Source organism: Lactonifactor longoviformis DSM 17459 (genome assembly GCF_900129135.1).
Taxonomy (GTDB): Bacteria; Bacillota; Clostridia; order Lachnospirales; family Lachnospiraceae; genus Lactonifactor; species Lactonifactor longoviformis.
Window position 1 is genome coordinate 85,810 of record NZ_FQVI01000011.1, and the last position, 14,943, is coordinate 100,752.

The window sequence follows — 14,943 nt, forward strand, 5'->3', positions numbered from 1 at the left end:
TCCTTCTGTCCGCCCCTGCCTCAGGTTATTCCTTCCATTCCCACTCAGCAAGGTTGGCAATCAGAGGCCACGCTGCCCCGTGTGCATGGATTCTCTGTTCTCCAATATCAAGTCCTTCTCTTACGTAATAAAGGTGAGACATATTCACATAGAATGCCCAGGGCGCCTCTCCTCTCATAGAAGTTCCTGTAGTTCCGTCCCACTGGGCCTTCTTCCACCACTCCAGAGACTCTTCCATTGTTTTGGAATTCATAGCCTTGTCCAGATATCCGTCCACAACTTCACTCGTGAAAAATTCAGGATTGTAAAAATCTATCTTTCCCGCATTGCTGCTGTGGAAAAGCATATAAGAAGTCATTGGACTGTCTGACCCCCATCCCATGATCATAGGCTCGGAGAACATCCTCTTAACCGTATCGTCTGCACTGACCCCTTCCACATGGATGGCAATTCCAAGCTTCTCCTTTGCCTGATTCGCCACCGACATAGCCACTGCCTGTCTCATGGAATCCCCGGCAAAGTACATTAGGTTAAATTCTGCCTTCACATCGCCCTTTTCCCGAATGCCGTCTCCATCGGTATCCTTCCAGCCGGCCGTCTCCAGCTGCTGTACTGCATAATCTATATCTGTCTCAATGACATCTTCCTCGTTCCACCAGGGCAGGCCGTCACATTCGGAGTACGCAGGCTTTGCAAATCCATTTAGGGCCTCGTCGATGATCTGTTCCCTGTCAATTCCGTAACTCATAGCCTTGCGGATTGCCAAATCCGAAGTGACATTATTGCCAATTTTATATCCATCCTCTGTCGTCTTTCCTTCTTCCGGCAGCATAGGAAAGGTAATCCCCCGGTTATCTACTGATTCTACCGACACTACCTTCATCCCTTCAATTTCTGTGCCGGCCAGAGTTGCCGAGGTAAGCGCAAGATCTACCTCTCCGGCCTGAGCAGCCACAAATCTGGCATCCTCCTCCTGCACAAGAAAGACTGCCTTCTTTATCTTCGGCTGTTCTCCATAATAATCTTCATTGGCTTCCAGGATAAACTGCTGTCCCTTATCCCACTGGGTCAGTTTGTAGGGACCGGAGCCGACAGGCTCCATCCCGAAGGAATCCGAATATGCATCCTCAGGCACGATTCCTGCCCCTGCCACTGTATAGATAAAAGTAACGCAGGGTTTGTTTAATTTAAACTCAACGGTAGTTTCATCCACCGCCCTGCAGCTCTCCAGCATGGTAAGGTCCACATAAGTTGCCTTATCTTTCGTGGTGTTAAAGGTAAACGCAACATCTGAGGCATCCAGTGTTTCACCATTTGTAAACTTCACGTCACCGCGGATTTTGAATGTCCAGGTAAGGCCGTCCCCGCTCATACTGTATTCGGTAGCCAGGTCATTTTCCAGCTGATTTTTTCCGTTTACTTTTACCAGAGTGCTGAACAGAGGAGAACCTGCATATCCAAATCCACTGCAGGGATCCCAGCTGTCTGTATCGTTGGAGAATCCTACCGTGATTTCTGTCTTTGCTTCCCCCTGAGTTCCTTCCTCACGGCCGTCTGTGTCTGCTTTTTCATTGCTCTGTGCTTCTTTCTGCTGCTCCTTTGCCGCTTTTGTTCCAGAGTCTCCGGAACCGGAACACCCTGCCAGCAGAGCTGCTGTACATATGAGAGCCAAGATAGCTTTCCTTCTCTTTTTCATGCTTTACTCCTTTTCTTTGTCTATGCCCAAAGGGCAAACTCTTAATTTTCTACAGGATAACCAAGAATCCGCACCTGCACAAGCCACCCCCAGGGATATTTCATTTATCTTTTTTCCTCCAGAAGAGAGGCAGAGAAACGGCTTTTTCAAAAAGCTCCCATCCCTAACCGGGGGTTCCCCTTCTCCTCAGAAATTAATGAAATCTTGATTTTTGTCACCTTAATGTCACCTGAAACGGCTATGATGGTATTATCTAGATAAACCCAGAGGGGATCCGCAGCATATCCCCTCAGAACCTGCATGCGGCCCGGCCGTATGGCAGCAGAAAGGAGACTATTTATGGAAATACTGCGATGCAGCCACCTGACCAAAACCTACGGCAGCGGCTCTAATAAAGTAACTGCACTGAATGATATCAGCCTGTCCCTGGAGAAGGGCAGTTTTACTGCAATAGTTGGCACTTCCGGCTCTGGAAAATCTACATTATTACATATGCTCGGAGGCGTTGACCGCCCAACCGGCGGAAACATCTATATTGAGGACACAGATATTTCAACACTCTCCATGGAGCAGCTGGCAGTCTTTCGCAGAAGAAAAGTTGGTCTGGTATATCAGTTTTACAACTTAATCCCTACATTGAATGTTCAGAAGAATATACTCCTTCCGGTTCTTTTGGACGGGCAAAAGCCCGATATGAACCGTTTCCACCAGATTACAGGGGCCCTGGGACTCTCTGACCGCCTCTCCCATCTGCCCCGGGAACTCTCCGGGGGACAGCAGCAGAGGACGGCAATCGCCAGAAGCCTTATCTACCAGCCAGCTATCCTCCTGGCCGACGAGCCTACCGGTAATCTGGACCGAAAGAATTCTGAGGAGACCATAGAGCTGCTGAAGTTATCCAACCGTGAGTACGGACAAACAGTTCTGCTGATTACCCACGATGAAAAAACTGCGCTGGAAGCGGACCGCATCATTACACTTGAGGACGGCAGGCTGCTCCATGATGAGGCGGTGGCATTATGAGAATAGTAAGAGAATATGTATGGGATACCCTCCGGCAAAATAAGCGCACCAGCATTGCCATTATGACTGCCCTTTATCTTATGACAGCCATGATGTCATGCTTCTGCGGATTTGTATACACCATGTGGACGGATTCCCTGGCTCTGACAAAGCTGGAGAACGGGAACTGGCACGGGGAACTTTTTGATACAACTTACGGCAGGGATCTGGAGCAGATAGGCAATTATGCCTCGGTATCTGCCGTACTTGTAAAGGGTCCCTGGGAAGTGGCACAGCTTGGAGACAAAGGCCGACGCAGCTACATTATCTCCCGCGGCGCCAATAAAGCATATTGGGAATCCATGCCTGAAAAGAACATACTGCTGGAGGGCCGGATTCCGCGAAAAGAGAATGAACTGGCTCTCTCAAAGCAATACTTTGACGACCATCCGGAGGCAGATATCGGAGATACGCTCACCCTTCCTGTGGGACAGCGAATGTGTGAAGGCAAGGTATGTCAGGAGACGGCAGGCTATCACGATAATGAAAGCTTCCGCCAAAGCGGCACAAAGTCCTATACCCTTGTGGGCAAGCTGGATGTTACAACCTCCTCCACTGTTCCCGCCTACACCGGACTGACCTATCTGGACACCAAAAACCTTCTTCCTGACGATCAGATCACCGTTTATCTGCGGTTTGATCCTATGCGCAGCACGTATCGGGAGCTTCCTCTGCTGGCAGAGTCCATTGGCTATGAGAAAGATGAATATGAATCCTATTCTCTGAAATACAACACCAAGCTCCTGGCGCACTATGCCATCCTTCCTCCTGAACTGAAAGGAGGTCCCGCACGCCTGGAAGCTTTTGCGGTTCCTCTTATGTTTCTTGTAATCGCAGCCCTTATTGTCGGTGTTTTCGTCCTGATGATTCACAATGCATTTGCGCTCTCTGTCAGTGAAAAAATAACTCAGCTGGGCACCCTCTCAGGCATCGGAGCCACTCCCCGGCAGATTATGTCCGCTGTGACCTTAGAAGGTTTTATACTCATGCTGCTTCCTCTGCCTTTCGGACTGGTCACTGGCTGGCTGCTAAATACAGGGGTATTCGCCCTGATTAATGCTACCAATGATGTGGGAAGATCCGCCCCTGATATTGCGGCATCCTTTGGGATTCCCTCCATCCTTCCCGCTGTCCTCCTGTCCTGGATCACAGTCTGGCTCTCCGCGCGGATACCTGCAAAAAAAGTTGCTGATATGATGCCTGTGGAGGCTCTCCGTCAGGGAGACCAGATGAAAGGAAAAAGACTGAGAAAAAGCCATATTACCAGCCGTTTCGGAATTATCGGAGAACTGGCCGCCAATGCGCTGGCCGCCAGAAAGAGGTCTTACCGGACAGCAACCATCTCTCTGTGCCTGTCCTTTTTGCTGCTGACTGGTTTTTTATATATTCTTACAGCCCAGAAGGCTGCTCAGGATGTCTACCAGGCAAAATCAGACAGAAACCAGCATATCTCCTTTACCATAAGTGACGGACGCCCTCCGGAGCAGGAAGCCCTGGATGCAATTAAGAGTATTCCCGGCATCTCCACGGCTGCTATTTTCAATGATCTGGCCTGTGCCACCTGGGTGACAGAGCAGGATGCCTCCGACGATATAGAAACCTATTTGGGGGGATTTGACAAGATTGTATCAGAAAAAAAATATTCTACCATTGAGCGTGACGGAGAATACAGGATTTTTTCTACTCTGATCGGACTGGAAGAAGACAGCTTCAGAGATTACTGCCGCCGGCTTCAGATCGATCCCGCTCCTTACTTTGCTGATGCTTCAAAAGCATTGGTTTACAATCGCACCGAGGACCCCAATGTGAGTACCAAAAAAACAAGTGTGTACAGAGATCTCCTGAAGCTTTCGGAAGGCCAGCGCATTCAGTTTACAGAACAGGCTTATGATGAGGACACCGGCACCTATGAATTTGCTCTGACCGCAGGCGCACTGGTGGATGAACTGCCCTCCCCCGCAATGCGGTTTTCCAGATTCACACTGATTGCTGTCATGCCTATGGAGCATGTTCTGGAAATCGGTGCATCCTGCAGCGAAAAAAGGCAGTTTTCCTCCAGCAGCGTTACCGGAATCCTTGTCACAAGCGAAGACGGCAGTGTCTCCTATCCCCGGATCCAAAAAGCCTCTGAACGGACAGAGGCTGTGCTGGCAAAGTATTACGGAAGCGGAGACTATGTCGTATCTGATCTGGCGATGATAGAGAAGATGCGCGAAGACTCCAGTCTGGCTATGAGTATCATTGTCTCCTGCCTCACAGGCCTGCTTGCCCTGATAGGTCTCTCCAATGTGTGGGCCAGCATCTCCGGGAATCTCCGCCTTCGCAGCCGGGAGTTCGCCATGCTGAAATCTGCAGGACTCTCCCCAAGACAGCTCTGGAAGCTGCTGTATCTGGAAGGTATCTCTCTGGGTTTGAAGCCGGTTCTGTTAAGCCTGCCCTTTCAGGCGGCTATTCTGGGGACATTCCTCTCCATTAATGAGATATCCCTGTCCCAGTACCTGCCTTACGCCCCTGTCTTTGCCCTGCTGGGATATACCCTTCTGATACTGGCTGCTGTCATGGGGGCCTACCTTGCAGGGGGACGGCGAATACAAAGAGAGACTATTATAACAGCCGTGAAAAACGATACCCTTTAGCAGTCTGCATTTGGAATACTATGAGGATCAGGATAAAAGCGCAGACGAAAGCGGGCATGTCCGGCGGGGGAATTCTCCGCCTGGATATGTCCGTTTTGGCTTTCCACAATCGCCTTAGCCAGAGCCAGGCCAATTCCTGCACTGTCTTTAACCGCCCCTTCTCCTCTGTAGAAGCGTTCAAAGAGATGAGGGAGATCTTTCTTTGAAAATCCCCGTCCCCCGTCCTCCACCTGAATCTCCGTGTACAGTGGATTCTTGCTGTAATTGACACAGATCCGCCCCTTCCTGGGCGTGTGCTCTATACAGTTTTTCAGAATATTAAGCAGGGCCTCGCCCGTCCACTGTTCGTCAGTGAAAAAAAAGACACCGTCTTCTCCCTCCGATGTAATCTCCAGGGTTATGTTCTCCCTTTCCAGAATTTCCCTAAGGGGCTCTGCCGCGTCTTTAATTAGCTCCAGAGCCTCCACACGGCTTTGCTGAAACAGAATCACATGGGAGTCCAGCCTGGCCAGCGTAAGCAAACCGTTTACCAGACGGGTCAGACGCCCTACCTGGCGCTTCAGATGTGCCATATATCCGGCCGCCTCCTCTGTCTGATACTCTTCCAAAAGTTCTGTCATCAGGGACATAGAGGTAAGAGGCGTCTTCAGCTGGTGGGCAATGTCCGCAATCCGCTCGGACAGGACCTCATGTTCCTTCACTGCCTTTTCTTTTGTGCAGGCCAGCTCCATCACTGTCTTATATATCTCATCCTCCAGGCGGGAGAACTCATCTTCTGTTCTGGAAAGAGCACTTGCCTCTCCCCGGTTCACTGCCTGCAGATATTCCGTCAATTCTCGGATCCTTTTTCTCTGCATACGCTGTCTCTTCATTCTGTGAGCATAAAGGCATCCCCCTGCCGCCGTGAAGATCAGGGTGTGTATCCCCCAGGCAAACAGAAGATTTTGTTCCAGATTTCCATAGGGACGGTATCCGTATTTTTTCAGATATTTTTCGCCCCTTTGGACATCCTCGTCCGATTTTCCCTTAAGGCCCTCTGCCACAGAATTGCCCTCCAGTACGGCTCCCGTCAGAACGGCAGCTTCCCGGTATTCATGAGCTGTTAAAAAAACAGCGGAAATACTTCCCGCCGCCAATCCTACTATCACCCAAACAATAATTGCCTTTGCAAACCCTTTGCTCCCAGTCTCCCTCATCTGTTTTCCTCCAGGCGGTAGCCAATTCCCCTGACTGTTACAATATATTCCGTATTACCCAGTTTCTCTCTCAGACGTTTTACGGTAACCGTGAGGGTATTATCATTTACAAAGTTGCCCTCTGCGTCCCAAAGTTTTTCCAAAATCAGCCTTCTTGGCAGTGTTCTGCCCTTATTCTCCATCAGTACCAGAAGAAGCCGGTACTCCAGCGCGGTTAATCCGATTTCCTCCCCCTCCAGAACCGCCTGCATCCGCTCCCTGTCAAGTGACAGCGTGCCGCAGGAAAGAATGGCTTCACGATGTGACAATACCCTCCTGAGAACAGCCCCGATACGGGATTCCAATACGGAAATATTGAATGGCTTTGTGATATAATCATCCGCTCCCATATCCAGACCTTTTGTAATATCCCTCACTTCATCCCGAACCGTAAGAAAGATAACCGGAGTATCCATGCGCTGCTTCACCCATCGGCAGAGCTCGTATCCGCTTCCGTCCGGCAGATTCAGATCCAGCAGAATCAGCTGATACCCCCCTGGAAGCAGGCCTTTTGCCTGTTCCATTGAGGAACAGGCAGTCACCTGATAACCCTTTTTCTTTAATGCCGACGAAATACCAAAGGAAATGGCATCATCATCTTCTATTAGCAATAATTTTGTCATTTTATTTCCCTTTCATCTCCTATTTACTCAGCTCGTAATCACCGTCATATCCTTTATTTTAACACTTTTTCTGCCAGAATTCTATCCGCATTCTGTATCTGAAAGCCGCTGTCAGGATTCATCATACACGAGTTCTGTATCTACATATTTTCTCTCCATCTGATGACGGGCCTTTCTCTTTTCTACACTGTCAAAGATAATAGAAAAATCATAATCTTCCGGATAAAGCTGCCGGGCTGCAACCTGCAGCTTAATTCGTTTATGGCTGATCCATATTTTTTTGTCCTGCAGCTGTACCCGCAGGACGCCTTTTTCATTGGCTGTCTGACACACAATGCCAATCTTTTTATCGGGGTAAACCATAACACTGTCCCCTAACTGATATTTCATTGCATTCTCCTGGCGGGATACTTTTTTTGCCTTCTGTATCCGGGGATGTGACGTCTTTTGGAATTCTTCTCCTCCAGTGATGCCGCCCCACCGTGCATTATAGCTCTCCGCGTAAGCTGCCTTTGCCGCTCTTTCCAGCATACGCGCCGGCATTCCCAGCTTTCCTGCTATATAAAAGGCACAGCTCTCTCCTGCCTCGCCGATAACCAGCTGGTATAAAGGCTTCAGGCTTTCTTTGTCAAAGGTCATCCTGGCATTCACGATCCCCGATTCCTGTTTTGCATATTCTTTTACCTCCGGATAGTGGGTTGTAACCAGGAACAGGGCGCCGCTTTTTTTCAATTCTTCCAGGATTGCGATGGCAATTCCCATTCCCTCCGCAGGGTCCGTGCCAGAACCCAATTCATCCATGATAACCAGGCTGTCCCGGCTCACAGTGCGCAGGATATCCAGCACATTCGTAATATGGGCAGAGAAGGTAGACAGGTTTTCCGATAGATTCTGTCCATCCCCGATATCACATAAAATAGCATTGTTCATACATATAACTGCCTTCTCACAAGTTACATGGAGTCCGCACTGAGCCATCATACAGGTAAGGGCAACTGTCTTAATGGCAACTGTCTTTCCACCTGTATTCGGACCCGTGATAATCACACCGTTTACTCCTTTTCCGATCTCAAAATTAAGGGGGACATTCACTTTCCTGTCCATGAGCGGATGTCTTGCATTCCTCAGACGTATATACCGCTCCGTATTTACTTCGGGAGGGATTCCGTCATATTCTATACTCAATTTTGCCTTGGCAAACATAAAATCCAGCTTCTCAATGGTATGGTTGTTCTGTTGGATTACCTCGGCCTTATCTGACAGCATTGCGGTTAACGTATATAAAATCCTGATTTCTTCATTCTCCTCATCGATTCTTAGCTCCTGCATCTCCTCATATAATTTAGCCACGGAAGAAGGTTCTATGAATAAGGTATTGCCAGTGGAGGATTTATCAATCACAGAGCCGCTGATTCTGAATTTATATTCTTTTTTTACCGGGATGCACAACCGTCCGTTTCTCACAGTGCTGAAGCTGTCCGCCATATACTGCTTATTCGCCTTTATCACAGAATCTGCTTTTTCATGCATTTTTGCATCCGTCCGATCAATGGCTTCTCTCAGAGTTTTCAGCCGCTTTGAGGCATAATCGTCTATTTTTCCACCTCTGATTTTCTGGTTCAGCTCCTCTCTGATATCATCCAGAGGTTCCAGATTCTCTTCATAGTAAGCCATCCCTATTTCATAGGACTTGCCTCTGTTCAGGTAATCCTTCATTCTTTTTACAGCGGAAAAGGTGATCGAAACAGCCTCCAGCTGCTCCGGAGTCAGGCATCCCCCCTGTTCTGCCAGCTTAATCCATGCTTCAATCCCCTGCAGGGCTGTCAGCGGCGGATTGCCGCATGTCTCTATCATAGCCTTTGCCTCAGTAGTCTCTCGCAGCTTTGCTTTTACTTTTGTCTCTGATAAATAGGGGGTTAAATCCTGTATTTTTTCTTTGGCTTTATCTGTACATGCCAGTTCTATTAGTTTTTCTTTAATTTTATGGAACTCAAGTAATCTTTCTGTATCTGTCATTTAACTCACCTGTCTCTTGCCTTTCTTGTTTTTGTAAAAATAAATGCCGCGGAAGTATCGCCCTATCAGACATACAACTCCCGCGGCACACAGATTGACTGTATATAAAATAAGCATAAGAAAGATTGCGCGAAAGCGCAATCTCCGCCTGCGGCGGGCTGTCGCAGACAGCATCTTCCTTTCCGCCGCAGTGTGATCCCCCGGAGGTTTTTTATTACATAGGGAATGAAGTTTCCTATGTAATAAAAAAGCACAGCCGTAGAGCCATGCTTTTTCCGTTCATTTTATATACAGAGTTCTGCAAAATGTATGTTAGCATTGTATAAGGCAGATAAAAGGGCGCAACAAACCTCCTGACGGAATCTGTTATCCCCTCACAACTATTTAATTAGCTGTATTCTCCATTATAACCACACGTAACATACACTACCTCTTTTTCATTTTATTTTTTTTGATTATAAGCTATCTTTCACCCGCTGTCAATAGATTTCCTGTTTTTTATCCGCAGTCTATGTACTACAGGGTAAAATATTCATTCTCCCGCCGTACGTCCTTCAGTGCTCCCAGCATTTGCTCCATGCGCTCCTGCAGGGGCGGGGGAAGGATCCGGGACTGATTGGGACAGACTGCGGTACAGGCCATACAGAGAATACAGGTATTGGGATCTGTGGCAATGTGTCCTTCATTCACTGTAATGGCAGCTGTGGGACAGACCTCTTCGCATTTGCCGCACAGGCTGCAGGATTCCAGGGATATGGGAGGGGCTGGGATCGTCATTGCCTCTTTATAAGGCTGATTTCCCGGAACCGTAACCCCTGTCCGGATACAATTGTCCAGCTTGCTTTCTACTTGTTTGGCAAACCCGGTGATTTCAGAAACGTCCTTTTCATCCGGTCTGCCCTTTCCTACCTCTGGGGCCATAGAATGCTGAGCAATGCAAGCTCCCGAGGCCGCAATCTGGAATCCCTGATGGGAAACCGCTTGATTCAGTTCCAGCAGCGCATCCTCATACGCCCTAGTACCATAGACAACAAAGGTGACTGCTTTCTTACCGCTTCCCTCCAGTGCCTTAATCTTCTCTGAAACGAGGGCCGGTATCCTTCCACCGAAAACCGGTGCTGCAAATACTGCCAAATCCCCGGTGGGATCGGCTGTCTCCTTCCCTCTGATACCTAAGTTATGTTCCTTCACCTCGACGGAAATCGCTTTGCAAAAAGCTTCCCCTGCCTTTTTTGTCCCTCCTGTGGGACTGAAATAATAAAAATCTGTCCTGCTCACCATAAAAACACCTCCAAACATAATTCATATATTATCTTCAGTATAATCCCCGTCCGCTGTATTGTCCACCCCGCCTTTATCTGTTATCCCTCACACAGAAATAAAGGCCATCCCCAGTGTTCTGTGAAAGCAACAGAAGCAGCAGGGAAAGCCCTGCTGCTCCTGTTTCCATTATGGCTGTTTGCTGCTTTTTACGGGAAGCATTTCAATATATCCTCTTGTGCCGATGGGTTCCAGCTGGATACGGGGATTCCCGGTATCCCACTGATATCCTGCGGCGGCCGGCTGATATTTTTTGATGGCCTCCTGAACTTCTTCGATCGCCTGGCAGTAATCCTCCTCTGCAAAGGGTTCCCCCTGAAACATCACATACTCTGCCTCCGGAAGCTCCACCACATCAAATCCCTCCGGAACTTCCCCGTGGTAATCAATAGGCACTTCTACTCCCTGCACATACTCGGAGGTACCCGGTCTGCGCATTTTCTCCGGAAGCCAAAGACATACCGGTTCTCCGCTGATGGATTTTATGCTGGTAAGCAGTCCCCAAACATCGCATCCCACTTCCTCACAGTACGTAAAGTATTCCGTGGCTGTTTTCCCTCTTTTAATCAAAGCCTTTCTTACAGGCTTGTGTACCATGTGAATGTATACATTTTTTACCTCTGCCATCTTTTTGTTCTCCTTTCGAATTTCGTTATATAAAACTCCATAGGGGATAAAAAGATACAAAGGAACCGGATGTCTGGCATATTCACGGGGATTGCACCCGAATTCACGGAAAAAGGCTCTCTGATATCCTTCCGCGCTTTGAAAGCCTAAATCAAAAGCCACATCAATCACCTTGGCATCTTCATCCCGCAGCCGCAAAGCTGATTTGGACAGCTTTAATCTCCTGATATAATCTGCCGGAGTATAATTCGTATACTCCCGGAACAGGCGGTAGGAGTACCAGGGTGAGAACATGGACACCTTTGCCAGATCTGCCAATGTAATCGTTTCCTCTAAATGCCTTTCAATATAGTCCTGCATTCTCTGAACTGCCAAAGTCTGTTCCATCATCTGTTCACCTCCTGATGTGGCTATCATACCTTATCCCGTCATTTTCTTCTCGACTTTTTTTGCTGTATTGGATTCAGACTCCCTGCCGAAACAGAGTATCTGCCTTTTCCATCCGTTCCACAACGTGTACTCCAAAGGGACATCGCTCCTCACAGCCTCCGCAGCCGATGCAATCCCCTGCATTGGCGGAAAGGCCTATGTAATGGGCCCGCACAGCGGAAGGCACTTCCTCCTGCATAACGGCCAAATCATAAAGTTTATTTACCATTGCAATGTCGATCTCCGCGGGACAGGGTGCACAGTGTCCGCAGTAGGTACACTGACCTGAATAGGCATGGCGGGGTGCATTTGCCAGCACAGTTGCATAGTCTTTCTCTTCCTCAGAGGCAGTTTCGTAGGCCACCGCTGCCGCCACATGCTCCGGAGTGTCATATCCTACCATTACACTGGCCACAGCAGGTCTGGTGAGTGCATAGTGCAGACATTGCACTGGGGTAAGGGCTACTCCGAAGGGAGATGACTGGGCAGAAAACAGACGTCCGCCGGCGTAACCCTTCATAACTGTAATGCCGATTCCCCGTTCTTCACAGATCCGGTACAATGCCTCCCTTTCCGGTGCGATTCCCTGTAAAGCTTCGTCATAGGTTTCTGCAAAATACTCATTCATATCTTCTGTTGCAGGCAGCAGGTCAAAGGCCGGATTGATACTGAATAAAATCATCTCAATCTCTCCGCATTCGGCTGCCAGTTTTGCAACATCAGGATTATGGGTGCTCATCCCAATATGGCGTATGATACCCTTCTGGTTCAGTTCCCGGACATATTCTATAAAGGGGCCTGTCATTATCTGTTCAAACTCTGCGGCCTCATCTACAAAATGGATCATGCCAAGATCCACATAGTCCGTACGCAGGCGTGTCAGCAAATCACAAAAGGCCTCTTTTACTTTTTCCATGTCCCGGGTACGCACATACTGTCCGTCCTGCCATGTGGACCCCAGATGCCCCTGAATAATCCATCTGTCCCGTTTTCCTTCTATTGCCGCTCCAATGTTGGAACGAACCTTAGGCTCTGCCATCCAGCAGTCCAATATATTAATTCCCTGCTTTTCGCAGCATTCTATCACTTCTTTTACTTCCTCGGCATTATGGCGCTCCAGCCATTCCGCACCCAGACCGATCTCACTGACCTCCAGACCAGTATTTCCCAATTTCCGATATCTCATCCCGGACTTCCTCCTTTGATTTTACTTACCCTTTTATTCTACTCTGTCTGTTCCTAAACTGCCAGCACAATTTGAGCAGTTTTCAGATACTTAGGTTCCTGTTCCGCACTGTCACTTTTATATCTCCAGTAACTCAGCAAGTTCATGTACTATGTCGGGTATGCAGATTTTCTGGGGACAGCGCTCACTGCAGGCACCGCATTGCCTGCATTCCTTTGGACTGTGCCCTTGATTCATGACTCCGGCAACTCTCCATGTTTCTTTGCTAATTCTGTATTCATTGTAGCCTTTTATAAGCAATGGTATGTCCGAGTATCTTCAGAATCACCGTTATGATAGGTTTAAGCCCCAGAGTTATTTCTGTGCCTGGATATACTGCACTGTCTGAAACTATCCCCTGGGGCTCACTCTAATCTTATAAATTATCCGTTTAGTTTTGCTGCGAAATCGGCCATGGCTGCTGAAATCTTTATCTGCTGGGGACAGACTTCCTCACAGCTTCTGCATCCAACACAGGCTTGCGGCTGTTTTTCTTCAGGAACCGCCATCAAGGCCATAGGGGCGATAAATCCTCCCCCGGTGAAACAGTGCTCATTGTAAAGTTCAAGAAGCGAAGGAATATCCAGTTCCTGAGGACAGTGGCTTGTACAGTACCGGCATCCTGTGCAGGGAAGTGCGATCCCCTTCACCATACGGTCCGCCGCATGCAGAAGGGCGTCCATTTCTTTTTCATCCAGAGGTTTATGGGTCTCAAAGGTCCTGATATTTTCCTGAAGCTGCTCAAAGCTGGACATTCCAGAGAGCACTACCGTAACCTCAGGCAAGGTTTGGAGAAAGCGGAAAGCCCAGGCAGGCATATCCTCGTCAGGACGAAGCGCATGCAATATGCTGGCATGCTCTTCTGAGAGAGCAGCCAGACGCCCGCCGCGAAGAGGCTCCATGACCCATACAGGAATTCTATATTGGTTCAAAAGCTCTATCTTATCTTTTGCATTCTGGAATGACCAATCCAGATAATTCAGCTGTATCTGACAGAATTCCATATGTTCCCCGTATGCTTCCAGGAAACGCTTCATCACCTCACAGCTTCCGTGGGCAGAAAATCCCAGATGACGGATGCGTCCCTTTTCTTTCTGCTCCATCAGATACGAAAAAATGCCGTAAGTTTCATTCAGATAAGCATCAATATTCATCTCACAGACATTGTGAAACAAGTAAAAATCAAAATAGTCCACACCACATTTTTCAAGCTGCTGCTCAAAAATCTCCTCCACCTTATCCATATTGGAAAGATCATATCCTGGAAATTTGGTGGCAAGATAATAGCTGCCCCGGGAATAATCACTCAGCACTTTTCCCATAACCCTTTCTGAGTTCCCATTGTGGTATCCCCAGGCGGTGTCATAATAGTTAATACCATGTTCCATGGCATAGCTTACCATCTCAGAAACTGCATTCTCATCGATCCTTGCATCATCACCATCAATAACAGGCAGCCGCATGGCCCCCATTCCTAGTGCCGATAATTTCAAATCCTGAAATTCCTTATATATCATTTTACAGTACCCCTTTCTGTGATATAAGTTCAAATGAATGTCTAGTCCTGACCAGAGCCTTTTCTTTCCGGTGCTTTCTGTATGTAGTACATCCATTCCTTTACTTATTCTATAGGATACTCCCTGGAGTTAACTCAAAGTCAAGCACTTTTATACATGTTTCGCTAACATGTAATAGTATCGTATTCCCCATCCTGAAAAGAGGATGCCTATAACCCTTTGACTGATATCCCTATCATTACAGTCTCGCTGCTGCAGTTATTCCAAACTGCATGGGGAACTTTCCCGTTTACCAAATAACTTTCATCCTTTTTTACAATAATCGTTTCCTCACCAACTTCAATTCTCGCCTCACCTTTTGTCACTATGAACAAATGATTATGTTCATGTGTATGACGCTGTATAGGGCCACCGCCGTTCAAATCAACATAAGCTACCGAACCGTCTATGATCTGTCCCATTTCTCCAAACAGCCTCTTTGCTTTAAAGTTCACATGATTTGGAGGTGTTATAAATTCATTCATCTTCCAATTCTCCTTTCGCCCGACTTTTCTAAT

General features: G+C 47.9%; 11 protein-coding genes. 2 read left to right on the top strand and 9 right to left on the bottom strand.

From position 1 onward, the window contains the following. Window positions 1-25: 25 nt before the first annotated feature. Window positions 26-1,696, bottom strand: a complete 1,671-nt coding sequence (locus BUA56_RS11805) for an ABC transporter substrate-binding protein (protein WP_072851947.1) — start codon at window positions 1,694-1,696, stop codon at window positions 26-28. A gap of 339 nt (window positions 1,697-2,035) precedes the next feature. On the opposite strand from BUA56_RS11805, the gene BUA56_RS11810 reads away from it, so the two are divergent. Further along, window positions 2,036-2,719 (top strand): ABC transporter ATP-binding protein, encoded by a 684-nt coding sequence (locus tag BUA56_RS11810; protein WP_072851949.1) that lies wholly within the window; start codon window positions 2,036-2,038, stop codon window positions 2,717-2,719. Further along, window positions 2,716-5,394, top strand: a complete 2,679-nt coding sequence (locus BUA56_RS11815; protein ID WP_072851951.1) for an ABC transporter permease — start codon at window positions 2,716-2,718, stop codon at window positions 5,392-5,394. The genes BUA56_RS11810 and BUA56_RS11815 overlap by 4 nt, the downstream gene beginning before the upstream one ends. Here the strand turns inward: BUA56_RS11815 and BUA56_RS11820 are convergent. The 8 genes from BUA56_RS11820 to BUA56_RS11855 all read right to left on the bottom strand — a co-directional run bounded on the left by BUA56_RS11820 (window position 5,391) and on the right by BUA56_RS11855 (window position 14,910). After that, window positions 5,391-6,590: a sensor histidine kinase gene (locus BUA56_RS11820; protein ID WP_072851954.1), complete on the bottom strand. Its 1,200-nt coding sequence runs from the start codon at window positions 6,588-6,590 to the stop codon at window positions 5,391-5,393. The genes BUA56_RS11815 and BUA56_RS11820 overlap by 4 nt on opposite strands. Beyond that, window positions 6,587-7,252, bottom strand: coding sequence for a response regulator transcription factor (locus tag BUA56_RS11825; RefSeq protein ID WP_072851957.1), 666 nt, complete (start codon window positions 7,250-7,252; stop codon window positions 6,587-6,589). Before BUA56_RS11825 ends, BUA56_RS11820 begins: the two co-directional genes overlap by 4 nt. A gap of 111 nt (window positions 7,253-7,363) precedes the next feature. Then, the gene (locus BUA56_RS11830; RefSeq protein ID WP_072851959.1) at window positions 7,364-9,268 is read right to left on the bottom strand and encodes an endonuclease MutS2; all 1,905 of its coding nucleotides are present in this window, start codon (window positions 9,266-9,268) and stop codon (window positions 7,364-7,366) included. Between the two features lie 516 nt (window positions 9,269-9,784). After that, the gene (locus BUA56_RS11835; RefSeq protein WP_072851961.1) at window positions 9,785-10,549 is read right to left on the bottom strand and encodes a 4Fe-4S binding protein; all 765 of its coding nucleotides are present in this window, start codon (window positions 10,547-10,549) and stop codon (window positions 9,785-9,787) included. 168 nt (window positions 10,550-10,717) lie between these two features. After that, window positions 10,718-11,632, bottom strand: coding sequence for a helix-turn-helix domain-containing protein (locus BUA56_RS11840; protein WP_072851962.1), 915 nt, complete (start codon window positions 11,630-11,632; stop codon window positions 10,718-10,720). A gap of 46 nt (window positions 11,633-11,678) precedes the next feature. Then, a complete protein-coding gene (locus tag BUA56_RS11845; RefSeq protein ID WP_072851963.1) occupies window positions 11,679-12,830 on the bottom strand; it encodes an aldo/keto reductase in 1,152 nt (383 codons plus the stop codon). A gap of 422 nt (window positions 12,831-13,252) precedes the next feature. Beyond that, window positions 13,253-14,386: an aldo/keto reductase gene (locus tag BUA56_RS11850; protein ID WP_072852038.1), complete on the bottom strand. Its 1,134-nt coding sequence runs from the start codon at window positions 14,384-14,386 to the stop codon at window positions 13,253-13,255. A 209-nt stretch (window positions 14,387-14,595) separates the two neighbouring features. Further along, entirely contained in the window at window positions 14,596-14,910 is a 315-nt protein-coding gene (locus tag BUA56_RS11855) for a cupin domain-containing protein (protein WP_072851964.1), read from the bottom strand. Window positions 14,911-14,943: the final 33 nt, after the last annotated feature.